The sequence below is a fragment of the Micromonospora globbae genome (assembly GCF_036184225.1).
Taxonomy (GTDB): domain Bacteria; phylum Actinomycetota; class Actinomycetes; order Mycobacteriales; family Micromonosporaceae; genus Micromonospora; species Micromonospora globbae.
This window is the reverse complement of the sequence record NZ_CP108084.1, coordinates 3,586,875-3,611,157: the sequence shown is the minus strand read 5'-3', so window position 1 is coordinate 3,611,157 and position 24,283 is coordinate 3,586,875. Positions and strand designations below refer to the sequence as shown.

Annotated in this window: 20 protein-coding genes; 11 read left to right on the top strand and 9 right to left on the bottom strand. The window is 73.6% G+C overall.

Features of this window, described 5'->3' with window-relative positions:
- Positions 1–195: 195 nt before the first annotated feature.
- From OG994_RS15915 to OG994_RS15900, 4 genes are read right to left on the bottom strand one after another with little or no spacing between them, the layout of a single operon-like run.
- Positions 196–2,301: a cytochrome c oxidase assembly protein gene (locus OG994_RS15915; RefSeq protein WP_328850177.1), complete on the bottom strand. Its 2,106-nt coding sequence runs from the start codon at positions 2,299–2,301 to the stop codon at positions 196–198.
- A gap of 56 nt (positions 2,302–2,357) precedes the next feature.
- Positions 2,358–2,975, bottom strand: coding sequence for a copper resistance CopC family protein (locus tag OG994_RS15910; RefSeq protein ID WP_328850176.1), 618 nt, complete (start codon positions 2,973–2,975; stop codon positions 2,358–2,360).
- 31 nt (positions 2,976–3,006) lie between these two features.
- Entirely contained in the window at positions 3,007–4,230 is a 1,224-nt protein-coding gene (locus OG994_RS15905) for a Dyp-type peroxidase (protein ID WP_328850175.1), read from the bottom strand.
- On the bottom strand, positions 4,227–4,823 hold the full coding sequence (locus tag OG994_RS15900) for a copper chaperone PCu(A)C (protein ID WP_328850174.1): 597 nt from the start codon (positions 4,821–4,823) through the stop codon (positions 4,227–4,229). The genes OG994_RS15905 and OG994_RS15900 overlap by 4 nt, the downstream gene beginning before the upstream one ends.
- Positions 4,824–5,295: 472 nt before the next feature.
- On the opposite strand from OG994_RS15900, the gene OG994_RS15895 reads away from it, so the two are divergent.
- The 5 genes from OG994_RS15895 to OG994_RS15875 are packed head-to-tail and all read left to right on the top strand — an operon-like array spanning position 5,296 to position 9,265.
- Entirely contained in the window at positions 5,296–5,940 is a 645-nt protein-coding gene (locus OG994_RS15895; RefSeq protein ID WP_328850173.1) for an RNA polymerase sigma factor, read from the top strand.
- A complete protein-coding gene (locus tag OG994_RS15890) occupies positions 5,937–6,830 on the top strand; it encodes an anti-sigma factor family protein (protein ID WP_120329486.1) in 894 nt (297 codons plus the stop codon). Before OG994_RS15895 ends, OG994_RS15890 begins: the two co-directional genes overlap by 4 nt.
- Positions 6,827–7,567, top strand: a complete 741-nt coding sequence (locus OG994_RS15885; protein ID WP_328850172.1) for a hypothetical protein — start codon at positions 6,827–6,829, stop codon at positions 7,565–7,567. The genes OG994_RS15890 and OG994_RS15885 overlap by 4 nt, the downstream gene beginning before the upstream one ends.
- Entirely contained in the window at positions 7,564–8,367 is an 804-nt protein-coding gene (locus OG994_RS15880; protein WP_120329488.1) for a hypothetical protein, read from the top strand. The genes OG994_RS15885 and OG994_RS15880 overlap by 4 nt, the downstream gene beginning before the upstream one ends.
- A gap of 19 nt (positions 8,368–8,386) precedes the next feature.
- On the top strand, positions 8,387–9,265 hold the full coding sequence (locus tag OG994_RS15875; protein ID WP_328850171.1) for an ABC transporter ATP-binding protein: 879 nt from the start codon (positions 8,387–8,389) through the stop codon (positions 9,263–9,265).
- Here OG994_RS15875 and OG994_RS15870 read toward each other — a convergent pair whose 3' ends face one another.
- Positions 9,266–10,258, bottom strand: coding sequence for a LysR family transcriptional regulator (locus tag OG994_RS15870; protein WP_328850170.1), 993 nt, complete (start codon positions 10,256–10,258; stop codon positions 9,266–9,268).
- Between the two features lie 172 nt (positions 10,259–10,430).
- On the opposite strand from OG994_RS15870, the gene OG994_RS15865 reads away from it, so the two are divergent.
- Genes OG994_RS15865 through OG994_RS15855 form a run of 3 tightly spaced genes read left to right on the top strand, consistent with a single transcriptional unit; the run spans position 10,431 to position 13,540 of the window.
- Entirely contained in the window at positions 10,431–10,970 is a 540-nt protein-coding gene (locus OG994_RS15865) for a PadR family transcriptional regulator (RefSeq protein ID WP_328850169.1), read from the top strand.
- Between the two features lie 43 nt (positions 10,971–11,013).
- Complete coding sequence (locus OG994_RS15860; protein WP_328850168.1) at positions 11,014–11,760, top strand: ABC transporter ATP-binding protein; 747 nt, start codon at positions 11,014–11,016, stop codon at positions 11,758–11,760.
- A gap of 1 nt (position 11,761) precedes the next feature.
- A complete protein-coding gene (locus tag OG994_RS15855) occupies positions 11,762–13,540 on the top strand; it encodes an ABC transporter permease (RefSeq protein ID WP_328850167.1) in 1,779 nt (592 codons plus the stop codon).
- A 61-nt stretch (positions 13,541–13,601) separates the two neighbouring features.
- On the opposite strand, the gene OG994_RS15850 is transcribed toward OG994_RS15855, so the two are convergent.
- On the bottom strand, positions 13,602–14,501 hold the full coding sequence (locus OG994_RS15850) for a fructosamine kinase family protein (protein ID WP_328850166.1): 900 nt from the start codon (positions 14,499–14,501) through the stop codon (positions 13,602–13,604).
- Between the two features lie 133 nt (positions 14,502–14,634).
- On the opposite strand from OG994_RS15850, the gene OG994_RS15845 reads away from it, so the two are divergent.
- Together OG994_RS15845 and rph are read left to right on the top strand one after the other, a co-directional pair.
- Positions 14,635–15,594: an SDR family NAD(P)-dependent oxidoreductase gene (locus OG994_RS15845; RefSeq protein ID WP_328850165.1), complete on the top strand. Its 960-nt coding sequence runs from the start codon at positions 14,635–14,637 to the stop codon at positions 15,592–15,594.
- A gap of 575 nt (positions 15,595–16,169) precedes the next feature.
- Positions 16,170–18,752: a rifamycin-inactivating phosphotransferase gene (gene rph, locus OG994_RS15840; RefSeq protein WP_407942609.1), complete on the top strand. Its 2,583-nt coding sequence runs from the start codon at positions 16,170–16,172 to the stop codon at positions 18,750–18,752.
- Between the two features lie 74 nt (positions 18,753–18,826).
- Here the strand turns inward: rph and OG994_RS15835 are convergent, their stop codons facing one another.
- The gene (locus OG994_RS15835; RefSeq protein ID WP_328850163.1) at positions 18,827–19,663 is read right to left on the bottom strand and encodes an alpha/beta fold hydrolase; all 837 of its coding nucleotides are present in this window, start codon (positions 19,661–19,663) and stop codon (positions 18,827–18,829) included.
- 433 nt (positions 19,664–20,096) lie between these two features.
- Between OG994_RS15835 and OG994_RS15830 the strand changes: the two genes are divergently transcribed.
- The gene (locus tag OG994_RS15830) at positions 20,097–20,603 is read left to right on the top strand and encodes an SRPBCC family protein (protein WP_328850162.1); all 507 of its coding nucleotides are present in this window, start codon (positions 20,097–20,099) and stop codon (positions 20,601–20,603) included.
- Between the two features lie 28 nt (positions 20,604–20,631).
- On the opposite strand, the gene OG994_RS15825 is transcribed toward OG994_RS15830, so the two are convergent.
- Together OG994_RS15825 and OG994_RS15820 are read right to left on the bottom strand one after the other, a co-directional pair.
- Positions 20,632–23,442 carry a helix-turn-helix transcriptional regulator gene (locus tag OG994_RS15825; RefSeq protein WP_328850161.1) on the bottom strand — a complete coding sequence of 937 codons (2,811 nt, stop codon included), beginning with the start codon at positions 23,440–23,442 and terminating at the stop codon, positions 20,632–20,634.
- Positions 23,443–23,664: 222 nt separating this feature from the next.
- Positions 23,665–24,273, bottom strand: coding sequence for a class I SAM-dependent methyltransferase (locus tag OG994_RS15820; protein ID WP_328850160.1), 609 nt, complete (start codon positions 24,271–24,273; stop codon positions 23,665–23,667).
- Positions 24,274–24,283: the final 10 nt, after the last annotated feature.

The following is a 24,283-nucleotide window of genomic DNA, read 5'->3' as shown; positions in this document are numbered from 1 at the left end:
CGCACGGTGATGGGGTGGTCGAGGATCGTCTCCGCCGGCGCGCCCGACACGCCGTGCACCCGCAACTCGACCGTGTCGCCGTCACCCGCTGCTGCCACGTCGACAGGGTCACAAACGACCTCCGTCACCCGCTGCCGAACCGTCGAACTGCCCCGACCGGAGATCGGGCGTCGAGAGGTGGGGCGCGCTCGCCAGCTAGGGCCGCCGTCCGCCGCGCCGGTCCTGGTCGCGCCGGTTGGCCTCGGCGAGGAAGGCGTTGTAGCGGGCCAGCTCGTCGTCCTCGCCGCGGGCCTCCGCGCGGTCGGCGGCCCGGTCGAGGCGGGCCTGTTCGCGCTGGTCGTCCCGGATCCACTGGCGGACGAGGAGCCCCATCACGAAGGCGCCGGGGATCTCGCCGAACGCCCAGGCGATGCCGGCGCCCAGCTTCTGGTCCTCCAGCAGGGATGACGCCCAGGCGGGGTGGACCGAGACGTACCACTCGGGAGCGAGGAGGCTGGTGGTCTGCATGAGCGCGAGCCCGAAGAACCCGTGCGCCATCATCGCGACCAGGTGGACGAGCACCAGGATGGGGTGGGGGACTCGACGCCGGCCCGGATCGACGCCCACGAGCACCCAGAACAGCAGGTAACCGGAGGCGACGAAGTGGGCGACCATGGCGAGGTGGCCGAGGTGGGAGCGCATCAGCGTGCCGAGCAGGTCGCTGAAGTACAGGCCGAAGAGGCTCCCGCTGTAGATGGCGAGCGCGACGAGCGGGTGGGTCAGCACCCTGGCGGGTCGGCTGTGCAGGGCGCGTAGCAGCCACTCCCGGGCACCGCGGACCTGCGGGTCGGTGGGCCGGCGCAGCGCGCGGAGGGCGAGGGTCACCGGGGCGCCCCCGACGAGCAGGATGGGCACCAACATCGACAGCATCATGTGCTGGGCCATGTGGGCGCTGAACAGGACGTACGCGTAACGGGCGACGCCCAGGTTGGTGCACGCGGCGAACAGGAGCAGGCCGGCGAGCCAGCTGGCGGTCCGGGGCACCGGCCAGCGGTGCCCGGCGCGGCGTAGACGCCGCACGCCGGCCAGATAGGCGTACGCCCCGACGGCGGCCACGGTCAGGAAGAACAGGTCGGGCAGGGGCTGGCCGAGCAGGTTGCCCGGTGTGGGAGCGGCCGGCATGGGGAAGCCGAGCAACTCGGTGACCGGGTCGGCGTTCACCGGGTCGGTCACCGCCGGCGTGGGACTGCGCGACAGCGCCACGGCCAGGCCGACCGTCGCCGCGAACACCACCACCTCGCCGGCCGCCAGCCGCGTGAACGCAGCCCGTTGCCCGGCGCGCATCGCCGGCAGGGTCCGTGACCGGTGCGCCGCGCCGACGACGCCCAGGACGACCAGCGCGACGAGCTTGCCGCAGACCAGCCACCCGTACCGGGACTGCCAGAGCTGCGCAACCGAGCCGAGGCGGACGGCCGCGTTGGCGAGGCCGCTGACGGCGACGGCGAGGAAGCACCACAGGGCGACGCGGCTGTAGCGGGCGGCCGCGTCGGCGATCTGCCGGCTGCGACGGATCACCAGTAGCGCGGCGAGGCCACCGACCCACACGGCGGCGGCCAGTACGTGCAGCACGAGACTGCTCACCGCCGTCTGGTGGTTGCCGGCCCCGGCGGCGTGCCCGGTGAACGCCGGCGGCGTCACCGCGACCAGCGCCAGCACCGCCGCCGCGGCGGCGAGTCCGCGGGACACGCCGACCCGGGCCAACACCGCCACGGTCAGGGCCAGCGTGGCCTGCAGCAGCAGGGCCCGCCCCTGGGTGATCGACGACGCGAAGCTCACGACAGCCGCGGTGTTGAGCCGCTGCGGCGGGACGCCGAGGAGGTCCGAGACCGTGAGCACGATCGACGCCAGCGCGGCGGCCGTCCAGCATGCGGACAGGAGGCCGGCGCGCCGCAGCAGCAGCCAACCGTGCGGGGAGACGCTCGGTCCGTCGCCGGGTAGCAGGAAGGCCGCCGTGACCAGCATCCCGACGGTCAGGGTGGCGAGTGCGTCGCTCAGCAGGCGGGTCACCGGCAGGGCCCAGGTCGTGACGGGGCCGGGATCCGGGAGGCCGGGGATCGCGACCGCGAGCGCGCCGCCGGCCCGCAGGCCGACCAGGAGCGCGGCCGCGGCCGCCGCCACGACCAGGACTGGCACGACGACGGCGCCGGTTCCGCCGTGGGAACGGTTGCCGCTTCCCCGGTCGCTCCGGAGGTGGCCGGCGGCCGTCGCCGCGGCGGGGGAGAGGCCGGAGCCCTGCGCCTGGGGCGAACGCGTTTCTGGCATGCGGGTGACCTTGGCTGGTTGGGGCGGCGAGGCGTGCTCGGCGCCGTGGAGCGGGTTCAGGCGGTGGTGCCGCGCCGGCGCCGCCGCGACAGGAACACGCCGGCCGCGGCGGCGAGGACGACGAGGCCGCCGACCGCCAGCGGCCACGGACCGCGACCTTCCGAGCGGGACGACGAGGCGGCCGGGCTGGCCGGCGCATCCGGGGCCGCGCCCCCCGAGGTGGCGACTCCCGACGCGGGCGCATCCGGGGCGGCGACGCCCGACGCGGCCGGGGCGGCGCCGGCGGCCGGCTCGTCGACCGTGAAGGAGTAGGAGCCCTGCACCGGGTGCCCGTCGGCGGACACGATCCGGTACGCGACGGTGTAGCTGCCGGCGGCGAGGGGTTCGTCTACGGTGACGGTCCCGGTGGCTCCGGCGACGGTGGGTTCGCTCGTGCGTACCTTCCGCCGACTGGCGTCACTGAGGACGATGGTGGTGAACGCGGGGTCCAGCTTCTGCGCGAACTCCAGGGTGATGCGCGCCGGCGGGGCGGAGAGACGCGCCTCCGGGGCGGGGGTCGCCGCGCGCAGGGTGTTGTGAGCGGCGGCGGGCGAGGCCGGTGCCAGCAGCACCGTCATGGCCGCCAGCGCGGCGACGAGAGCGCTGCTGGCCAGGCGGCGGATCCGAGTAGACATGTCTGACGGCTTCTCTCCGGGTCGGTCGTGGTCAGTCGAGCAGTTGCTGGCCGATCCAGCCGCCCTCCGCGCATCCGGGCGGGATGGCGAAGACGGCGGAGCCGATCGGCGTCGTCCACTCGTTGAGCAGGTCCCGCTCGGCCAGCCGTTGCTGGATGGGCAGGAACTGGCGGGTGATGTCGGCCTGGTACGAGGCGAAGATCAGGCCGCTGTCGGCGTGCCCGTCGGGGGTCGGCGCGCCGTCGTAGTTGTACGGGCGCCGCAGGATCTTCAGCCGGTCGTCGCTGACGTGCGAGCGGGTGACGTGGGAGAAGTCGGGCATGACGGCGAGTCCGTCGGGCCCGGTGGCGGCGAAGTCGGGTTCGTCGTGCTCGTCCTCCCCGGTGAGCGGCGCGCCGGTGTCGAGGCGCCGGCCGACGGCGAGTTCCCGGTCGGTGCGGCCGAGCAGGTCCCAGGTCTCCAGGTTCATGCTGATCCGGCGGACGACCAGGGTGGTGCCGTCGCGCAGCCAGACCGGCCCGTCGGGCGCCCACACCGCGGCGTCCAGCGCGGCGCCGGGTCTCGGGTTGGCCGTGCCGTCGATCTGCCCGAACAGGTTCCGTTGGGTGCGGCCGGGCTCGGCGCCGGCGGCGCGACGGAAGCCCTGTTGCACCCAGGCGACGGTGGCGAACGGCCGGCTGTCCTTGACCAGGACCCGTTGGGTGTGGGCGACCGTGAGCGGGTCGTCGGCGCAGATCTGCAACAGCAGGTCCCCGCCCGACCAGCGGCGCTGTAGCCGGTCGATGCCGAACGCCGGCAGGTCGACCACCGACGGTGGCCGCCGTGCGTCGAGGCCGGCGGCGGTGTAGAAGCCGGGGCCGAAGCCGAAGGTGACCGTGAGCCGGGCCGGAAGGAGCCCGAGTTCGGGTTCGGTGTCGGCCAGGGCGGGCCGGCCCTGCGTCAGGCGGGCGGCGTCGTCGGAGAGCAGGCGCAACATCCGGCCGAGCGCGGCCCGGTCGGTGCCGGGCCTGAGGGTGAACGCGACGAACGCCGCGTGCGCCTGCGGCTCGGTGGCCACCCCGGCCTGCCGGGGCCCGTGGAACGGCTCGACGGCGGTGCCCACCTCGGCGACCGGCACGGTGCTGGCCGGTCGTACCCGCGGGGGATCGGCGACGGCGACGGCGGTGGCGCCGGCCAGCGCGCCCCCGGCGGCCAGGGCACCACCGGTGAGCACGCCACGCCTGCTCACCGGCCGCGCGGTCGGCGAGTCGCTCATGCCGCGGGGCTCGCGCTCGTTCCGCGGGTGGCGCTCGCGCCCGGCGTGTCGCCGTGCCCGGGTGCGTAGCTCTCCTGCGCGCCGGCGAAGGGCTTGGCCACGGCGCGGAACGCCTGTGTACGGCCGTCGGCGAACGTGAGCGTGACGGTGAGTTCGTCGCCAGCCTTCACCGGTCGCGTGAGGTCCATGAGCATCAGGTGGTCGCCGCCGGGCTGCAGCACCGTGCTGCTGTGCGCCCTGACGAGGATGCCGCCGTGCTTGGGCTGCATGACCGTCGTCCCGTCCTTCATGGTCATCTCGTGCAGCTCCATCGGCGACATGTCGGTGGCCGCCGCGGTGATCGTCACGTCGGCGTCACCGTCGTTCACGAGCGTGCCGAACGCCGCCGTCATGCCCTCGTCGGCGGCCTTCACCCACGGATCGCGGATGCCGAGCACACCCGCGTCCGCGTCCCCCGACGCCGAAGCGCTCGGTTCGGGAGCGGAGGACCCGCCCGACTGGCCGCAGGCGACGGCGCCGGCCGCGAGCAGTGCCGTGGCGGCGGCGAGCAGGAAGGCCGGGCGACGGCGCGCGGCGACGCTGGTACGGGGCATGGCGGTCCCTTCGCTGATGGTCTGTCGCTGGTTGGTCGAGCGGGACAAAAGGAAAGTTCCTGGATATAAGTGATTGATCTCACCCAGCCCCGGTCCGCTCTGGACCGCAGGCAGCCCGGGCGGCCCGCGGCGGGAGCCGGGAGAGGCAGCCGTAGAGCATCGGAATCCGTGCCTCAGCACGCCCGGGGTCGGTCACGGCGTGCGGCCGCACCCCACGTACCGGTAGTCGGCCCACAGGGCCTCCGGGTTCCCGACGAATCGCGTCTTCGCGCAGGTCAGGCGATGCGCTGGCGGTTGGGCTGCGCACGTGTCGACAGGCGTGGGAGCCGCGGGCCGTGGCTTCTCCGTGGCGTGTGGACACGTCTGCGGGCCGGCGGTGACGCCGTGTTCCGGGAGGGCCGGCCGAGTGGTTCGTGTCACATCCGGGTCGCCGCGGTGAACCTGCCCGGACGGGGCCGCTACCCAGGTGGGAATGGGCGCGACGGTCGAGGGACAGCAGGATGCCGACCGGCGGCTGCTGTGTCTGGTGGCCGCCGGCGACGAGTCTGCCCTCGAAGTGCTGTACGTCCGGCACGGGCCGGCGTTGCTGGCCTACGCCGAGGGATTGCTCGCCGACCGTCAGCTCGCCGAGGAGACGGTTCAGGACACGCTGCTGGCGGTCTGGCGAGGGGCCGGCTCCTTCCAGGACCGCTCCACGGTCCGGACCTGGCTGTTCGGCATCTGCCGCAGACAGGCGTCGCGTCGCGGGGGCGCCCGTCGCGGGACCGTGCACGTCCCGATCGACGCCGCCGTCGGCGTGGCCACCGACGAGCCGGGCCCGGAGGCGGTCACGCTCGCCCGGGCGGACGCGCGGGCGGTCGCGGCCGCGATGGTCGAACTGCCCTCGATCCACCGGGAGGTGTTGGACCTCGCCTTCGGCGCCGGGCTCACCCGCGACGAGATCGCCGCCGTACTCGACGTGCCGGTCGGCACGGTCAAGAGCCGCCTGTTCCACGCCCGGGTGGTCCTCGCTCGGGCGCTGGCGGACGGGCCGGCGGACGGGCAGGGAGACGGCGACGAGACACCCGGCCGGGCAGCGGCGACGAGACAGCCGACGCGACAGGGGGGACGGCGATGAGACACCCGACCGATCAGCTCGCCGAGTACGCGGCCGGCACGCTCACCCCGGACGGCGCGGCGGCGGTCGCGGCGCACCTGTCCCGGTGCGCGGCGTGCCGGCAAGAGGCCGCCGCGTGGCAGCGCACCGCCGACGGCGTACGGTCCCGGCTGGCGCCCGCGCCCGCCTCCATCCTCGCCGCGGTACGTCGCCGACTCGCCACGCCGTACGCCGCTGGCCGTGCCGCCGGGCCACCGGTCTACCAGGCGGTGCCCGGCTCGCGTCCGCTGGCCCGTGCGGCGGGCCTGCTCGCCCACCAGCGGCGGCTGGTGGGCTGGCGGGTGTGGGCGGTCTCCGTCGTGGTGCTCGTCGCCGGGATGGGGCTCGCCGCCTGGGCGTCGGTCCCGGCGCCGCCGGTGCTCGCCGTGGTCGTCCCGATGGTCGCGGCGCTCGCGGTGGCGGGCACCTGCGGCGGAGACGAACCGCCCCAGGAGCTGATCCAGGCCACGCCGACGTCGGTGCGTACGGTGCTGCTCGCCCGGTTGACCCTCGTGCTCGGTGCCGTCTTCGTGGCCTCGGTGGTCGGTTCCCTGGTGCTGAGTCTCGTCGGCGCGGGCGGTCCGGGCAGGCTGCTGGCCGCGTGGCTCGGTCCGATGGTGCTGCTGTCCGCGGTCAGCTTCGCCTTCTCGGTGGTGTGGCGTCCGGCGGTCGGCCTGTCGGCCGCTCTGGCCCTGTGGGTGCTGCGGGTTCTGATCGCGTCCGGGCACGTCGGTGGCGCCGTGGGTGGCATGGTCGAGGCGATGTGGCGGACGTCGTGGCCTGTGCTGGCCGCCGCCGGTGCCCTGGTGGTCGGAGTGCTGGCGCTCGCGCCCCGGGTGGCGTCGTCGCGGATCGTCCGGTTCGGATCATGACCTGGATCACGGGTGCGGCGAGTGAACCGGCGCCGGCGGCCGGCGCACTCAGCGACGTGGAGATGTGGAGACACGAGGCGGGACGGCTCGGCTGGGCCACGGGTTGCACACCCGTCGTGGCCGTCGTCGCGGTGGCGGCGGTGGCGGTTCTCGCCGCTGGTGACGGTGCGGGGCGTCCGCAGGTGTCCCTGGTCCTGCTCACCGGGCTGGAGGCGTTGCTGCCCCTCGCGGTGGCGATGGCGGCGACGTCGGTCGTCGCCACCGACCGGGCCCGCGAGTTGCACCTCTCGCTCCCGACCCGCTACGCGACGGTGCTGGGCCGCCGGCTCGCGTTGCTGGCCGGTGCCACCGCCGTGGTCGCTGTCGTCTTCACCGGCGTCCTCTGGGCGGCGGGCCTGTGGTCGGGGCCGCCGGTGGCCGCGTCACCGCTGCTCTGGGCCCCGGCCACGGCGTGGCTGGGGGCGCTGGCGGTCTTCGTGGCGCTGCTCACCCGCAGCCTGCTGCTGGCCACCACCGCCGCCAGCGGCGTGTGGCTGGCGCATCAGCTGTTCGCCTCGGGCTTCGCGGCGCACGCCTGGGCCCGGCCGCTGTACCTGTTCCCGGTCAGTCGGCTCGACGCCTACCCGGGCTGGATGACCGACCGGCTCCTTCTCACCGCCACGATCGTGCCGTTCGCCGTCGGCGTCGTGATCCTGCTGCGGCGACCGGAGCGGATGCTGACCGAGGAGGACGTGTGACCGGGGTGCGGGCGACGCTGGCCGTCTGCCGGTACGAGTTCCGGATGCAGATCCGCAGACGATCCCTGTGGATCACGATCGCGCTCGTGGCGGGAGCACTCGCCGCCGGTCGGTTCGGGATGGGGCCCCGGTACGCGCCGGCGCCACCCGGCGCCCCCGCCCGGGAGGTGATGACCCGGTGGGCGTTCCTGTTCTCCGTGATCCTGCCGATCGCGTTCGGGATGGCGCTGGCCGACAGGCTGCTGCGCGACCGGCGGCTGCGCACCGCCGAACTGCTGGCGAGCCTCCCGCCCGGACCGGCGGGCCGGCTCACCGGCACCTTCCTCGGCGGTGTCGCGGCGACCGGCGCACCCGCCCTGGCCGCGATGCTCGTCGCGGCCGGCTACGAGACGGTCCGCCGGGGCGACCTCACGATGATTCCGTGGGGCCTCGCGGCGTTCGCCGCCGTCCTGGCCCCGGCCCTGGTCTTCGTCGCCGGGTACGCCCTGGTCTGCCCGTTGGTCCTGACCGCGCCGCTGTTCCGGGTCCTGTTCGTCGGCTACTGGTTCTGGGGCAACGTGCTCCTCCCGGCGACCCTCCCCACGCTCACCGGCTCCCTGTTGAGCCCGATCGGCAGCTACGCGGCGAGCTGGCTGTTGGGGACGCCGGTCCTCTACGCCGGCATTCCCGGCCCGCTGCCGGTCCTGCGCCCGGAACCGACCGGATCCGCCGCGGCGGCGAGCATCGCCCTGCTCGTCGTCGCCGGCCTGGTCCCGCTCCTGGCAGTCGGCCTGCTGCGTGGCCGCCGGCGTACGGCCTGACTACCGGAAGGTGTACGACATGGACATCGCCATCACCGGACTGCATCGCTCGTTCGGCCGCGTCACCGCGTTACGGGGCGTCGACCTGACCGTGCGTGGCGGGATGTTCGGCCTGCTCGGCGGCAACGGGGCCGGCAAGACCACCCTCATGCGGATCATGGCCGGTGTCATCGCCCCCGGAAGAGGCCAGGTGCGCATCGGCGAACACGACATGACGACCCGCTCCGGGCGGCGCAACGTCCAGCGCCGGCTCGGCTACGTACCCCAGGACCTGGGGTTCTACCCGGACCTGTCGCCCCGTGAGTTCCTCGACTACGTGGCCCTGCTAAAGGGCCTGGACGACGCGACCGCCCGTCGCCGGCAGGTCGGGGAACTCCTCGACCTGGTGGGCCTGGCCGACGTCGCCGGCCGCCGGATGAAGGGCTTCTCCGGCGGCATGCGCCGCCGCGTCGGCATCGCCCAGGCGCTGCTCGGCGACCCTGCCCTGCTGATCGTCGACGAACCGACCGCTGGCCTCGACCCGCAGGAACGCATCCGGTTCCGGACCCTGCTGGCCGGGCTCGCCGGCGAACGCACCGTGCTGCTCAGCACCCACATCGTGGAGGACATCGCGCAGACCTGCCACGACACGGCGGTACTCGCCGCTGGCCGGGTCATCTACACCGGTTCGGTGACCGACCTGACCCGGACCGCCGAGGGCACCACCTGGCAGATGACCACCACCGGGGCGCCACCCACCGACGGCGTCGTGGTGTCGGCCGTGACCCGCGAGGGCGGCACGCAGTACCGCGTCATCAGCCAGGCGCGCCCGAGCCCCGACGCGACGTCCGTCGCGCCGACCCTCGAGGACGGGTACGTCGCACTCATGCAACGACACATCCCGGCGCCCGCCGCGTGACTACCCGACGGGGTACGCGACGGCGCGCACCACGGATCGCCCGGTGTCGCCGGCGCCGCGGCGTGGTGCCGGCGCCCAGGACGGGAGCCACACCGGCTCGGGGAGCGGTGCCAGGCGCGCGAAGTGGTCGACGACCGCCCGGAGCCCCGGGTGCGGGTTCGTCCTGCGGACCAGGAGGGACAGCGGGTAGGCGAGCGTCGGATCCACGATCGGGATGCGGCGCAGGTCGTGGCCCGCCGGCCAGATGTACCGGTCGCGTGCGCCGACGAGGGTGGCCAGGTCGGCGGAGTCCGCGAGGGCGTCGAGGAGCACCTCGTCACCGAAGTTCGGGCCCGCCGCGTCGACGTGGAGGTCGAAGGCCGCGGCGAGCTGGTCGTAGAACTCCGCCCATTCGCTGCGGGGCACGATGCCCGGCACCCGGATCCGCAGGCCGCGCAACTGCGGCGGTGTCAGTGTCCGCGCGGAGGCGAGCGGATGCCGGGGCCCGACGAGGAGTTCCAGCGGGGAGTCGAAGGCGTGGATCATTCGCACGTCGCGCGGCAACGTGGCCGGATCGGTGACGGTACGGAACGAGGCGTCGACATCGCCGGTCTGCACGGCGGCGGCCGCCACGTGGGGGTCGTCGACCCGGAGGGTCACCACGTCGAGGTCGGTTTCCGGATGCGACCGCCAGTAGTCGTGCAGGGCGACGGCCTGCGCGCTCCGCAGGCCCAGGACGTCGATCCGAAGGGCCCGCGAGCGAGGTCGGACCGCGGCGACCGCGCGGTCGACATCCGCGACGATGCCGCGGGCGTGCGGCAGGAAAGCCCGGCCGTCGAGCGTCAGTTCGACCCCTCGGGCGGTACGGGTGAACAGCCGGACGCCCAGCTCGCGCTCCAGGGCGGCGATCCGCTTCGAGACCGCCTGCTGCGTCACACCCAGCTCGTCGGCCGCGTGGCGCAGCTGTCCGAGGTCGGCCGCCCGGACGAACGATCGCACTGCCTCGGTGTCCATCGGCTCAGCCTATGCCCGCCCCACCTCGTCGTCGGGGCGCGCCGAACCGGCTCAGGAACCGGCGGGTACTCCCGCTTCCCGCTGCCCGGTCAGCGCCAGCGATGCCGGCCGCCGGGAGTTGACAGCACCATAGCTAGCGGTTATCTATTGTCGGTCGACGGGGGTGCGCAGGGTGCAGGACGTGGTGTTGGCCATGCTGGCGAAGGAGCCGGCGTACGGCTACGAGCTGCGCAGCCGGATCCGGGCCGCGCTCGGCCCGCTCGGCGAAGCGATGAATGCCGGGCAGATCTACGTGACGCTGGCCCGGCTGGCCAAGGCCGGGCTGGTGACGTCGCAGCGCACCGAGGGCCTGCCGGACCGGCCCGACCGCCGGGTCTACGCGTTGACCCCGGCCGGGCAGCAGCGGGTCGCCGCGTGGCTGACCGAGGTGAGCTGGCCGAAGCCGGACCTCAGCGAGTTCCACCTCAAGCTGGTCGCCGCCGCGGCCGCCCGGCTGGCCGACCCGGTGGCCCTGGTCGACGCGCAGCGGCGCGAACTGCTGCGCCGGCTGCGGGACACCCAGCGGGCCGCGCTGGATCGGTCGGTGGACCCGGTCGCCGGGCTGTTGCTGGAGGGGGTCGTGCTGCGCCTGCGGGCCGACCTCGAGTGGCTTGAGGCGTGCGAACGCACGTGGACCGAACGCGGTCGGATCCAACGGAAGGCGAAACCATGACCGAGCAGGGCGAGGGCCGCGAGGGCATGCCCGGTGGTGCGGCGTGAGCGGATCGGCGCTGCTGCGGGCGCGCGGGGTTACCAGGTGGTACGGGCGGGGGAGCGCGCTGGTCCGTGCGGTCGACGAGGTCGACCTGGAGGTGCCGGCCGGGCAGACGTTGGCGGTCATGGGTCCCAGCGGATGTGGCAAGTCGACCCTGTTGCACCTGCTCGGCGGGCTGCAACGCCCCACCGACGGCGAGATCTGGCTGGCCGGGCACCGGATCGACACCATGAGCGAGCGTGCCCTGGCCCGGCTGCGGCGGCAGCACATCGGTTTCGTCTTCCAGTCCTTCCACCTCATGGACGAACTCACCGCCGTGGAGAACGTCGAACTGGCCGCGCTGCTGGCCGGGCAGTCTCCCCGCCGGGCCCGTCGGCGCGCCCTGGACCTGCTCGACCGGGTCGGGCTCGCCGACCGCGCCAGGCACCTGCCGTCGGCGCTGTCCGGCGGCCAGCGCCAGCGGGTCGCCATCGCCCGCGCGCTGAGCAACGAGCCGCTGATCGTGCTCGCCGACGAGCCCACCGGCAACCTGGACAGCGCCGCCACCCTGGAGGTGCTGCGGCTGTTCGAGGACCTGCGTACGGCGGGGCAGACGCTGGTGGTGGTCACCCACGACGCGCGGATCGCCGCGATCGCCGACCGGATGATCTCCATGCGGGACGGGGCGTTCGCCGACGACAGCCGGTTCGCTGGTGCCGGCAACGGCAGCGCCGCCGGCACGGGCACGATCTACGGCGGGTGGCGCTGAGATGGCCGGGCGTCTGCTGCTCGTGTGTCGGCTGCTCCTGCGGGATGTGCGTCGGCGACGCACCGAGACCGTACTGCTGGTGATCGCGATCAGCGCCGCGACCGGCACGCTGACCCTCGGCCTCGCCCTGAACGACGCTCTCGCCGGTCCGTACGAGCGGACCCGGGCGGTGACCGCGGGCCCGGACGTGGTGGCGACGCCGACAGCGACGGGCCAGCAGGCCCTGGCCGCCCTCGCGCCGCTGGCCACCGCGCCCGGCGTCACCGCGCACAGCGGGCCGTACCCGATGGCCTACCTGATGTTGACGGCGCGCGGTAAGACCGTGCAGGCGGTCGTCCAGGGCCGGGACGACTCCCCGGCGGCGCTCGACCGCCCCGCGGTGACCGCCGGGACCTGGGTACGCCCCGGCGGCGTGGTCGTCGAACCCACCTTCGCCAACGCCCTCGGCGTGCGCACCGGCGACACCGTGGAGATCAACGGCCACCCGCTGCGGGTGGTCGGCACCGCGGTCACCGCCGCCAGAGCCGTCTACCCGAGCGCCGACTGGCGCATCGACTCGGGCAGCCCCCTGGTGCAGCTCGCCGGCCTGGTCTGGGTCGACAGCAGCGAGATCAGCCTGCTGGCCGACGGGCGCCCGCTGTCGTACACGCTGAACCTGCGGCTCGCCGACCCCCACGCCAGCACCTCGTTCCGCCACCGGAGCACGGCCGGGATCGAATACACCAGCTGGGTGCAGATCGCCGAAACGGACGGCAGGCTCGTCCGGCAGGCGCACAAGGCCCTACTGATCGGCAGCTGGCTGCTCACCATCCTCGCGGTGGCCGGCGTCGCCGGCATCGTCGCCGGTCGCGCCGTCGAGCAACGTCGTCGGGTGGGGCTGCTCAAGGCCGTCGGTTCCGGGCCAGCCATGGTGGCCGCCGTCCACCTCGCCGAATACCTCGTGATCGGGCTCGCCGCCGCCGGCACCGGCCTGGCCGTGGGCTGGTTCGCCGCGCCCGCGCTGACCAACCCCGGCGCCGGGCTCCTCGGCTCCACCGGAGTCCAGCCGCCCCCACTGCGCACGGTCGTCACCGTCACCGCGCTCGCCCTCGCCATCGCCGCCGCGGCGACCCTCGGGCCAGTGGTGCGCGCCGCGACCACCGACACCGTCCACGCGCTGAACGACGCCGCCACCCCGCCGCGCCGCCGCCGGTGGCGCGTGCGGTTGTCCCGCCGGATGCCCGCCGCCCTGCTGATCGGGGTACGCGTCAACGCCCGCCGCCCCCGCCGGGCCCGACTCGTCATGCTGAACACCCTGATCACCACGACCGCGCTCGCCGCCCTGCTCATGGGCCTGGCGCAGGACCGGACGGTCAAGCTCGGTGAATCGGAGCTGGCCAACCCCCGGGACACCCGGACTCTCCAGGCCATGCTCCTCGTCATCGTCGTGGTGTGCGTCCTCGCGCTCGTCAACGCCGTCGTGACCACCTGGAGCGCGATCCTCGACAACCGCCATCCCCTGGCCGTCGCCCGCGCGCTCGGCGCCACGCCCGCACAGGTGACCGTGGGCATGGCGGTGGCGCAGACGCTTCCCGCAGTGCCTGGCGTCGCGCTCGGGATTCCGGCCGGCATCGTGCTGTACGTGCTCGCCAGCAACCCCGGCATCCGTTACGCGCCCAATGCCTGGTGGTTCGCCGTCGCGCTCGCGGTCCTGCTCACGATCGCCGCGCTCACCGCCATCCCCGCGATGCTCGCCGCGCGACGTCCGGTCGCGGACACCCTCCGATCCACACCCACCTGACCGGACCCGACGGCGTCGGCGGCCGTCGCCGGCGACGCGCTGTTACGTGTCGGGCCTGTGGTCAGGTTCGTCTCCGGAACGGGGCGAGGGTGGCACGGATCTGCTCTCCCGCGCCCCAGTCGTCGTCGAACTGGGCCAGCACGGCGAGGTGCTGGCGCAGCTGGATGATCGGCATGCGCGCCCGCCAGTCGTTGTCGAGGGCGGTCAGCTCGGCGTAGACCTCGAAGAACCGTCGCGCCTCGGGCGGGGGCGCGGTGGTCCACACATGGGCGAGGTCGACCTCGGCCCACATGTAGGAGACCGCCGGGTCGATCAGCGCGGGCCGCCCGTCCGGAGTGGCCAGGACGTTCTGTGCCCACAGGTCGCCGTGCGTCAGGCATGCCGGCCGCTGTGGCAGCAGGTCGGGCAGCCGGTGACACAGCCGCTCCAGCGCGGCCCGGTCGTCCCGGTCGAGCGCCGCGTCGACGCGAGGCTGCCCGAGCCATCGAAGCAGCCGGTGCTCGGCGAAGAACGCGAAACCGTCGTCGTTCCACGTGTTGATCTGCCGGCGGCGGCCCAGCCAGTTGTCGCGGTGCCATCCGAACCGCGGATGGGTCGTCTTCGTGTGCAGGTGGGCGAGCATGTGCGCGAACCGCTCCCAGAAGGCCTCGCCGCGCGGCCTCGGCCGGAGCACCGACAACACGAGCAGCTCCCGGTCCGCCAGGATCACCTCCGGTGTCGTCGCGCCGCCGAGTTCGCGCAGGGCGGCCAGCCCTTCGGCCTCGGCGGTGAAGACGTCGTCGGCCGGCGCCTCGACGAAGGCCTTGACGAACACCGGCGGCCCCACCCGGCGGGTGGCGATCCCCGCGAGCGCCGCGAGTCCACCCGCGGCCGGCTCGACGGTGACGACATCGCGCATCCCGGCCCGGAACAGGCACTCCAGCAGGAACGTCGCCGGGGGCACCACGACAGGCTCCTCCATCTCCGGATGCTCCTTTCACGGGCGATGATCATTGTGCCTCCGGCCTTCCGGGTTCGGCAGGCCGCGCGTGGCGTGATCGTCACGCCCGTGGGTAGATGCCTGATCTCGTTCTGCTGCGGTGCGGGAGGTCGTGATGGTCAGGCGTGGAACGTTCCGTGACGCCGTGGTGGTGGTCACGGGGGCGTCGAGTGGCATCGGCCGCGCGACCGCGTTGGCGTTCGCCGGCGAGGGGGCCAGGCTGGTCCTGGCCTCGCGCAGCGAGGAAGCGCTCGCGGAGGTGGAACGCGACTGCCGAGCGCGTGGCGGGCAGGCGCTGGTCGTACCGACCGACATCGCCGATCCGGCGGCCGTCGAGCGGCTGACCCGGCTGGCGGTGCAGCGGTTCGGGCAGATCGACGTCTGGGTCGAAGCGGCGGCCGTCGGCATCGCCGCGCCGCTGGGCTCCGAGTCGGTGGACGAGATCCGCCGGCTGGTGGACACCAACGTGTTCGGCACCGTGCTGTGCGCCCGCGCCGCCGTGGCGACGTTCCGGGCGCAGGGCCACGGCGTCCTCCTGCTCGTCGGGTCGTTGCTGTCGGTCCTGCCGAACCCGCTGGTCCCGCTCTACTCCATGACGAAGTTCGCCATCCGGGGGCTGGCCCTGAACCTACGGCAGGAGTTCGCCGGTCATCGGAGGATACGGGTCTGTCTCGTGTTGCCCGGGCCGGTCGACACGCCGTTCTTCGGGCGAGCTGCCAACCACTCGGGCCGCCAGCTACGCGCCATCCCGCCCGCGTACGCGCCGGAGCGCCTCGCCGCCACGATCCTGGCGTGCGCCCGCCGCCCGCGACGGCAGGTGACGACCGGACTCGTCGCACACCTGGCGCTGTTCGCCCACCGGTTGGCGCCGCGTGTCACCGAGTCGGTGGTCGCCCGGTGGAGCGCGACGCTCATAACGAGGCCGGTCGCGGCGGCGTCCGGGTCGGGATCGCTGTTCGATCCACCACCGACCGGGGCGGTGGACGGCGGATACCGCCGCATCGGCGTCCGCCGTCGGCTCGGCGCCTGGCTGGGCGTCGCGCAGGCACGCACAAACCGGCCGGCGTCAGGCTGAACCGCTGTTCGCGCGCAGGCGCGGGCGCAGGCGGAATCGGGTGGCGAGGTCGGTGAGCCATCGAACGTGGGAGAGACGGCGAGCAAGGTCGACAGGGTGGTTGTCGGCAGCCATGCCAGGAAATTCTGACGGCCGATCGCTGTCGGGAGCGCGGTGATCAGAGGACCACATGAAAAAGGGGGAGCATCTGCTCCCCGCCACTCTCAACATATAGCAGGGTGGGGGGCTTGCGGCAAGACCCCACATATGCCGCAGAATCGTCGGCCGAGCCCACAACCTGCGAAAACGGGGGTACGCCGTGCACGTACCGAGTCGGCGTACGCGGTGACGCCGGGCGCCGCCGGTTCCCGGCACGGCAAGTGCCGCGCGGCGCGCAGCCGGGATGCCAGGACGTGCTCTTCGATGCTTCGCCGCCGGCCGAGACCCGTTGGGCGGCCGGGTCGCCAGACGAAAGGAAACGAGAACGTGCCCCACAAGACGTTCGAGACAGCGTTGTGCGCCGGTCGTGCGACCGGCCGGTGCGGTCCGACCCGGCACGGCCACCGCGGAGGTGCCGCGTGAGCGAACAGTACGTGATGGATCTCCACGAGGTCGACGGGACGCACGTGGCGGTCGTCGGCGGTAAGGGCGCGCACCTCGGGGAGCTGTCGCGCATCGACGGGATCCGTGTACCGGCCGGTTTCTGCGTGACGACGAACGCCTACCGGCGTGCCGTGGCGGAAGCCCCGTCGGTGGGCGAACGGCTCGACCAGTTGTCGCGCCTGGACCCGCACGACCGGGAGGCGATCCGTACGCTCGCCGCGGAGATACGCCGGACCATCGAACGGATCACCGTCCCCGACGACGTCGCGACGGTGATCACCGGCGCTCTCGCTCAGCTCGGCGAGCACGCCGCCTACGCCGTCCGGTCCAGCGCGACGGCCGAGGACCTGCCGACCGCCTCCTTCGCGGGGCAGCAGGACACGTACCTGAACGTCGTGGGGCCGGAGGCGATTCTCCGGCACGTCAGCCGCTGCTGGGCCTCGCTGTTCACCGAGCGGGCCGTGACCTACCGCCAGCGCAACGGCATCGACCACCGGAAGGTCCACATGGCCGTGGTCGTGCAGCGGATGGTCTTCCCGCAGGCGGCCGGCATCCTGTTCACGGCCGACCCCGTCACGGGCAATCGGAAGGTGGCCTCGGTGGAGGCCACCTTCGGCCTCGGCGAGGCCCTGGTCTCCGGACGGGTGAACGCGGACGTGTTCACGGTGCGCGACGACGAGATCGTCGCCAGGGCGGCCGCCGCCAAGCGGCTCGCCGTCCAGGCCGTGCCGGGCGGCGGGACGCGGGACGTGGCGGTCGAGCCGGAGCGGCAGGAGCAGCCCGCCCTGACCGATGCGCAGGTCCTCCGGCTCGTGCGGCTCGGACGGCGGATCGAGCAGCATGCCGGCCGCCCTCAGGACATCGAGTGGTGCCTGGTCGACGACGACTTCCATGTGGTCCAGAGCCGGCCCGTCACCACGCTGTTCCCCGTTCCGGCGACCGACGACGGGGAGAACCACGTCTACGTCTCCGTCGGTCACGGGCAGATGATGACCGACGCCATGAAGCCCCTCGGGCTCTCCTTCTGGCAGATGACGACCCCCCGGCCGATGGCCGAGGCCGGCGGGAGGCTGTTCGTCGACGTCACCCCGCAACTGGCCGCGCCGGCGAGCCGTGCCAGTCTCCTGGACTTGATGGGGCGGTCCGATCCGCTGCTCGGGGACGCGCTGCGGACGGTCGTCGAGCGGGAGGGCTTCATCCGCCCGGCCCCCGACGACACCTCGGGCTGGGTGCCGCCCGGCGGTGGCGCGCCCACCGCGATCGAGCCCGATCCGGCCGTCGTCACCGAGCTGATCGAACGCAACCAGGCGTCCGTCGCCGCTCTGAAGCGGGACATCCGCACGGTGTCCGGATCGGCGCTGTTCGACTTCATCCGGGCCGACATCGAGGAGTTGAGGCGGCTCCTGTTCGCGCCGGAGAGCTCCCAGGTGATCATGGCGGGGATGGAGGCCACACGCTGGCTCAACGACCAGCTGGGGGAGTGGCTGGGTGAGAAGAACCCGGCCGACACGCTCACCCAGTCCGTCCCGCACAACGTCACGGCGGAGATGGGGCTGGCGCTCCTGGACGTCGCCGACGCGATCCGCCCGCATCCGGAGGTGGTGGCCTTCCTGCAGCACGTCGAGGACGACGGCTTCCTGGACGAGCTGCCCAAGCTGGCGGGTGGGCCGGAGGCGCGGGACGCCATCCAGGCATTCCTCGATAGGTACGGCATGCGCTGCGTCGGTGAGATCGACATCACCAGGCCCCGCTGGAGCGAACGACCCACCACGCTCGTGCCGCTGATCCTCGCCAACATCAGGAACTTCGAGCCCGGCGCCGGCGAGCGGCGCTTCGCGCAGGGCCTGCGGGAGGCGCAGGCGAAGGAACGCGACGTCCTGGAGCGCCTGCGGGCCCTGCCGGACGGCGAGCAGAAGGCCGCCGAGGCCAAGCGGATGATCGACCTGGCCCGGACCTTCAACGGCTACCGGGAGTACCCGAAGTACGGCATGGTCAGCCGGTACCTCGTCTACAAGCAGGCCCTGCTGGACGAGGCCGAGCGCCTGGTGCGGGCCCACGTGCTCCGTGAGCGGGAGGACATCTTCTACCTGAGGTTCGAGGAGCTGCACGACATCGTGCGCAGCGGGGAGGTGGACCACCGGCTCATCGACGAGCGCAGGGAGGCGTTCAGGTCGTACGAGTCCCTCACACCGCCGCGGGTGCTCACCTCGGACGGCGAGGCGGTCGGCGGGGCGTACCGACGCGACGACGTGCCGGGTGACGCGCTGGTCGGCCTGCCGGTCTCGGCCGGGACCGTCGAAGGGCGGGCCCGCGTCATCCTGGACATGGCGCAGGCCGACCTCGAACCGGGCGACATCCTCGTCACCGCCTACACGGACCCCAGCTGGACGCCCCTGTTCGTCGCCGTCGCGGGCCTCGTGACGGAGGTCGGGGGGCTGATGACGCACGGCGCGGTGATCGCACGGGAGTACGGCCTGCCGGCCGTCGTCGGCGTGGTGGACGCGACCCGGCGGATCCGCGACGGGCAGCGGATCCGCGTGCACGGCACCGACGGGTACGTCGAGATCCTGGCCTGACCGAAGGGGCCGCCGGCGGGTGGGCAGGAGCAGGGACCCTCCTGCCCACCCGCCGTCATCGCCCGTTCAGGTCGTCACTTCTCGAGGAAGGCGAGCAGCGCCTTGTTGACCTCGTCGGCGTGCGTCCAGAGCAGGCCGTGCGGCGCACCCTCGATCTCGACGTAGTCGGCGTCCGGCAGCGCCCGGTGGAACGGGCGTCCCGTGGCGTCGATGGGCAGGATCCGGTCGCCGGTGCCGTGCAGGATGAGGGCCGGCACGTCGATCGTGGGGATGTCGCCCCGGAAGTCGGTGAACCAGGTCAGGGGCGCGGCCGCGGCGGCGTACCAGCCACCGGACGCGGCGACGGCCCAGCTGTTCCGGACGGCCTCCTCGCTGATCCTGGTCCCCAGGTTCTCGTCCAGGTTGTAGAAGTCGGCGTAGAACGCGGTGTAGTAGGCGTACCGGTCCTTGCGCGCCTGCTCCGCGACGCCCTCGAAGAACTCCCGCGGGGCGGCGCCGGTCGGGTTGTCGTCCGTCTTGAGCAGGAACGGTTCCAGCGACGCGAGGAAGGCCACCTTCGCGACCCGCGCCGAGCCGTGCCGGCTCACGTACCGGGCGACCTCGCCGGTGCCCATCGAGAAGCCGACGAGGACGGCGTCGGTCAGGTCGAGCTTCTCCATGAGGACGTTCAGGTCCGCCGCGAACGTGTCGTAGTCGTACCCGACGGCGGGCTGGCTCGACCGGCCGAAGCCGCGGCGGTCGTAGGTGACGACCCGGTAGCCGGCCTGCAGCAGCGCGGCCGACTGCTTCTCCCACGAGTGCCCGTCGAGCGGGAAGCCGTGGATCAGCACGACCGGCTGGCCCGTGCCGTGGTCCTCGTAGTACAGCTCGATGGCGGTGCTGTTCTCTTCACCGACGGTGATGTACGGCATCGTGCATCCTCCTTGATCTGATCCCTCGCGGCGAGGGGCGCCGCGGGCGGCGGCCAGTGCTGCCCGTGTCCTCCGCGGCCGTTCAAGACTCGGATCAGGGCGCCGATGGCCGCATCCGTCGGATGACTGGGCGGGCGCCGCTGCGGTCGGCGTACGACTCCCGCTCCGATGACGTACCGGCCGGAGCGCCGACGTAGGTCACGCGCGGGTGGGCGCCCGGCCCGCCGCCGTGCCGGTCCTCCGCCGTGCCCTGACCAGGGCGGCGACGCTCCGGGGCCGGGGACCGTCGTCCGCCCAGTCATTCGACCGGTCACTCGCCCGCCCGGCGACGGGAGAGTGGTCCCGAGCAGCGACCTGGCCGTCGCCCGTACGTCGTCGGAGCGGGCGGGGCCGGCGCGACGAGCGGTGCCACGAACAGGCGAAGGAGACCGAGATGATTCACCCCCGGGCTGGCCACGGCGTGTCCTGGGCGCGCCGGGACACGTACCGCTCGGACGTCACGCAGCCGCGCGCGGAGTCCTCGATGCACGGGGAGGCCCTCATCGCGGCGTCGCCCCAGCAGGTGTACGCGCACCTGGTCGACGTCGCGCGGTGGCCTGACTGGGTTCCCGAGGTGCGTGCGACGCGCGTCCCGGGCGGGATCCGGCTGGGCTGCGAGTTCGAGGTCGAGATGTACGGCGTGCGGCTGGAGGCGGTGGTCACCGAGTACGAGCCGGACACCCGGTTCGGCTGGATCGGCTCCTCCGTCGACCTGAGCATCTACCAGGCCTGGATCCTCGTCCCGGTCGCCCCCGGCACGCACGTGATCGCCAAGAAGGTGGAGCGGGAACTCACCACGGTGCTGATGCGCAACTCTCCGGCCGAGGAGATCTACTACGCGCACCAGGACACGCTGCTGCGCCTGAAGCAGCGCGCGGAGGGCGTCGAGCCGGCGGCGTGACGGCCGGCACCGGCGCGGCCCCGGGCGTTCAGAGCAGCTCGTCGGGCTCCGGGGCCTCGTCGTCGCCGAGCGCCGCCAGCGCGTCGCGGAGCGCCGCTCTGGAGGTGATGCCCAGCTTGGGGAAGATCTGGTAGAGGTGGGTGCCGACGGTCCGGTGCGAGAGGAACAGCTTCTCGCCGATCTGCTTGTTCGTCAGTCCCGACCCGGCGAGCTCCGCGATCTCCCGCTCCTGCGGGGTGAGGACGGTGGACCGGGCGCCGGTCCGCGGCTTGGTCAGGCCGGTGGCGCGCAGTTCGTTGGCCGCGCGTTCGGCCCACGGCCGGGCGCCCAACAGCTCGAAGGTCGCCAGCGCGGTCCGGAGCTGCGTCCGAGCCCTCGCGGTCGCCCGGAGCCGGCGCAGCCGTTCCCCGTACACGAGCCGCACGCGGGCGAGGTCGAACGGCCAGCGCTCGACGCCGGGCAGCGCCAGCGCCGCCTCGAACAGCTCCTCGGCCTCGTCGTCCGGGGCGGCGAACGCCGACGCCGCGGCGCTGAGCAGCGCGAGCCGCGGTGACACGCCGGCCAGGTTCGCCTCGTCGACCGCGGCGGCGTGAGCGGCGGCCTCGGTGAGGCGGTTGGTGCGTACGGCCGCCTCGACGAGATCCAGACATCCCCACAGGGCGTGCGGCACGTACGGCGCGAGCCGGCCGGCGGGGCTGATGGCGGTCGCGTGCTGGTACGCGCTCTCGTGGTCGCCACGCGCCAGGTCGTTGAGGCCCCGGACGTGGTAGGCGTAGACCTCCCCGGCCCGGGCGCCGCGTGGCACGGCGAAACGCAGGATGGCGTCGGTCAACGTGTCGCTGGCCTCGGCGTCGCCGCGCGCCGCCGCGAGCAGCGCCTGGACGTACTGGAAGTACCAGGCGACGAACCGGAAGCCGTGCTCGTCGCACAGGCGGAGGCCCTCCTCGGCGAGTTCCGCCGCCTCGTCCCACCGCCCGCTGTGGTAGTCGTCGAAGCAGAGGTGCAACAGCGCGCCGAGGTGGCGGCGGGTCGGCGCCGCGCCCTCGCGCCCGAGGCGCACCACCCGCCAGTCGGCGTCCCGGCAGTCGGAGAGCCGGTCCAGGTAGATCGCGGCGATGCTGATCCGGACGATCTGCGTCGGGTCGACCTTGTCCCTCATGCCGGCGACCATCACGTCGAAGCGGCTCGCCGCCGCCTGACCCGTACGTGCCGGGTCGCCGAAGCTCGCCGCCGCCACCGCGAGCGGCGCGGGCACCTCGGGTGTCAGCCGGCCGAGCGCGGCGAAGAACGGCTCCCACGCCGCGGGCTCGCCGGAGAAGAAGCACAGCAGCAGGACCAGGAGCGTGTGCAGCGCGTCCAGGAGAGCCGGATCGTCGGCGTCGTAGCCGTGGTCGCCGGACTCGATGGCGCCGACCAGCAGCCGGTGCGCCGTCCGGACGTCGCCGTCGCTGTTGAGGAGCAGGTGCACGGCGGCGGCGCTGGCGTACAGCGAGCCGCCGGGGCTTGCCCGTCGGGAGTCGTCCAGCAACTGCGACGCGTTGGCCAGCTCGCCGCCGGCGTCCGCGCCGATGTACGCGGCCTGGGCGAGACGCCGGCCGCGGTCGACGGCGTCCGGGGTGAGTTCGGCCGCGCGCGTCAGGGATGCCACCGCGCCCACCGCGTCACCCCGGCGCAGGATCCGGTGCGCGGCCTGTTCCAGCAGGCCGGCCACCTCCTCGTCGGGGCCGACGGTGGCCTCGCCGAGGTGCCACGCCCGGCGCTCCGGCTGGGTGACCAGCGTCCGGGCGAGGGCGGTGTGTGCCCAGCGCAGCTCGCTGCTCGTGGCGACCTCCACGACGGCCGACTCGATCAGCGGGTGCCGGAAGGCGAAGCGGCGGCTGTTGCCGTGGACGTGGACGAGCTGGTCACGTTCGGCCGGTGCGAGGTCGTCGAGGTCGTACTCGCCCGCGGCCGTGAGCAGGACGCCGAGATCGCCCGTACCGTCGAGTGCTCCGAGCAGCAGGAGCCGGCGGCAGGGCTCGGGCAGTCGGGACACCCGCGACGCGAAGAGCACCTGGAGACGCCGGGTCAGCGGGAGGACCGCGGGCAGCGACGCTGCGGCGAGACGTTGCGGCCCGGTCAGGGCGCTGGGGAGTTCCAGCAGGGCGAGTGGATTCCCGCGAGCCTCGGACAGCAGCCGGCGCCGGACGGCGGGCGCGAGGTCGGGAAAGCGTCGGTCGATCAGCTCCTCGGCGGCGGCGGCCGGCAACGGTTGCAGTTCGAACTCGGGGATCCCGCCGTGCTCGAAGAAGCTGGCGGTCTGCGACCGGCACGCGGCGAGGAACCCGACGCTGGTGCCGACCAGCCTGCGCGCGACGAACCCGAGCACCGCCGAACTGGCCCGGTCCAGCCAGGGCAGGTCGTCGACGATGAGCAGCAGCGGCTGCGCGACGGCCGTGGCCCGCAACAGCAGCAGCACCGCGTTGGACACCAGCAGCCGGTCCGGCGGCTGGCCGGTGCCGAACCCCAGCGCCACCCGCAGCGCCTCCCGGTGGGCGGGCGCCAGCTCGCCGAAGGCGTCGTAGAGCGGGAACAGGAGCTGGTTCAGCCCCGAGTAGCTGACGTCGGCCTCGAACTCGACCCCGGCGGCCCGGAGCACCCGCGTACCCGTCTCCGCGGCGGCCTCCGCGACGGCGTCGAGCAGTGCCGTCTTGCCGACCCCCGGCTCTCCCGAGATCAGCAACGCCCCGCCGTTGACCGCCGCCTGCCGCAGGAACCTGTGGGTCGACAGCAGCTCGTCCGCACGGCCGACCAGCGACCCGGTCGGAGCGCCGGACTCATCCGCGATGCGAAGGTCCAAGCCGTGCTCGCCCCCTTCCGCGTCGCCGCGGCCTCGTGGGGCCGATACCGGACAAGCAGGCCGGCACCGGCCTTCGGGCGGGTCACGATCGGCTCGTCGTGCCCCGCACCCGCGGTGCCACCCTACCCAGCTGGAATGGTCATTCCGAAGATGGGTGGATCAGGACCACCTGGCGTCCGCGCGGGCCCTGCGGGGTCGTCCGGTGAGCCTCGCCGGTCCGGCTCACCCGTCCGTCACGACCGCCGCGACGGCGGCGTGCGGCCGGTGGGTGCCGTCGCCGGGCCGCGCCAGCCGCTCGACCTCCGTGAAGCCGGCCTGCGCCAGCCGCTGGGAGAACTCGTCGAGGGGCCAGCGGTAGGCGGTCGCCACCTTGTGGTCGAAGGCGGCGACCTCGTCACCGGTGAAGAGACCGAGCACCAACGTCCCGTCCGGGGCCAGCACCCGCCGGAAATCGGCGAGCACGCCGTCGACCTCCCGCGGCGGTAGGTGGATCAACGAGTACCAGGCCAGGACGCCGGCCACGGAGTGGTCGGCGGCGGCGAGGTCGTCGATCGACCCGAGGCGGTAGTCGCCGTCCGGGTGGGTCGCTCGCGCGTGGGCGATGAACTCGGGCACCATGTCGATCCCCGTCGCGTCGGCGCCCAGGGAGCGGAGGTAGTCGGTGATGTGGCCGGGCCCGCAGCCCAGATCGAGCACCCTGCCGGGTCGGCCCGCCAGATGTCGCCCGATGAAGGCGAGGTCGTCGGCGTGCACCTGCTGGCGCGTGCCGAACAGCTCGATGTAGAGCTCCGCGACGGAGGCGTACGCCTGCCGGACCTGCTCCGCGTTCACCGCCCGACTA

Excerpts from the sequence above, each read along its gene's own strand:
- OG994_RS15855 (WP_328850167.1), top strand. The coding sequence starts at position 11,762 with ATGGCCGGGCGTCTGCTGCTCGTGTGTCGGCTGCTCCTGCGGGATGTG.
- OG994_RS15875 (WP_328850171.1), top strand. The coding sequence starts at position 8,387 with ATGGACATCGCCATCACCGGACTGCATCGCTCGTTCGGCCGCGTCACC.
- OG994_RS15830 (WP_328850162.1), top strand. The coding sequence starts at position 20,097 with ATGATTCACCCCCGGGCTGGCCACGGCGTGTCCTGGGCGCGCCGGGAC.
- OG994_RS15835 (WP_328850163.1), bottom strand. The coding sequence starts at position 19,663 with ATGCCGTACATCACCGTCGGTGAAGAGAACAGCACCGCCATCGAGCTG.
- OG994_RS15870 (WP_328850170.1), bottom strand. The coding sequence starts at position 10,258 with ATGGACACCGAGGCAGTGCGATCGTTCGTCCGGGCGGCCGACCTCGGA.
- OG994_RS15895 (WP_328850173.1), top strand. The coding sequence starts at position 5,296 with ATGGGCGCGACGGTCGAGGGACAGCAGGATGCCGACCGGCGGCTGCTG.
- OG994_RS15915 (WP_328850177.1), bottom strand. The coding sequence starts at position 2,301 with ATGCCAGAAACGCGTTCGCCCCAGGCGCAGGGCTCCGGCCTCTCCCCC.
- OG994_RS15885 (WP_328850172.1), top strand. The coding sequence starts at position 6,827 with ATGACCTGGATCACGGGTGCGGCGAGTGAACCGGCGCCGGCGGCCGGC.
- OG994_RS15890 (WP_120329486.1), top strand. The coding sequence starts at position 5,937 with ATGAGACACCCGACCGATCAGCTCGCCGAGTACGCGGCCGGCACGCTC.
- OG994_RS15910 (WP_328850176.1), bottom strand. The coding sequence starts at position 2,975 with ATGTCTACTCGGATCCGCCGCCTGGCCAGCAGCGCTCTCGTCGCCGCG.
- rph (WP_407942609.1), top strand. The coding sequence starts at position 16,170 with ATGGATCTCCACGAGGTCGACGGGACGCACGTGGCGGTCGTCGGCGGT.
- OG994_RS15850 (WP_328850166.1), bottom strand. The coding sequence starts at position 14,501 with ATGGAGGAGCCTGTCGTGGTGCCCCCGGCGACGTTCCTGCTGGAGTGC.
- OG994_RS15900 (WP_328850174.1), bottom strand. The coding sequence starts at position 4,823 with ATGCCCCGTACCAGCGTCGCCGCGCGCCGTCGCCCGGCCTTCCTGCTC.
- OG994_RS15905 (WP_328850175.1), bottom strand. The coding sequence starts at position 4,230 with ATGAGCGACTCGCCGACCGCGCGGCCGGTGAGCAGGCGTGGCGTGCTC.
- OG994_RS15845 (WP_328850165.1), top strand. The coding sequence starts at position 14,635 with ATGGTCAGGCGTGGAACGTTCCGTGACGCCGTGGTGGTGGTCACGGGG.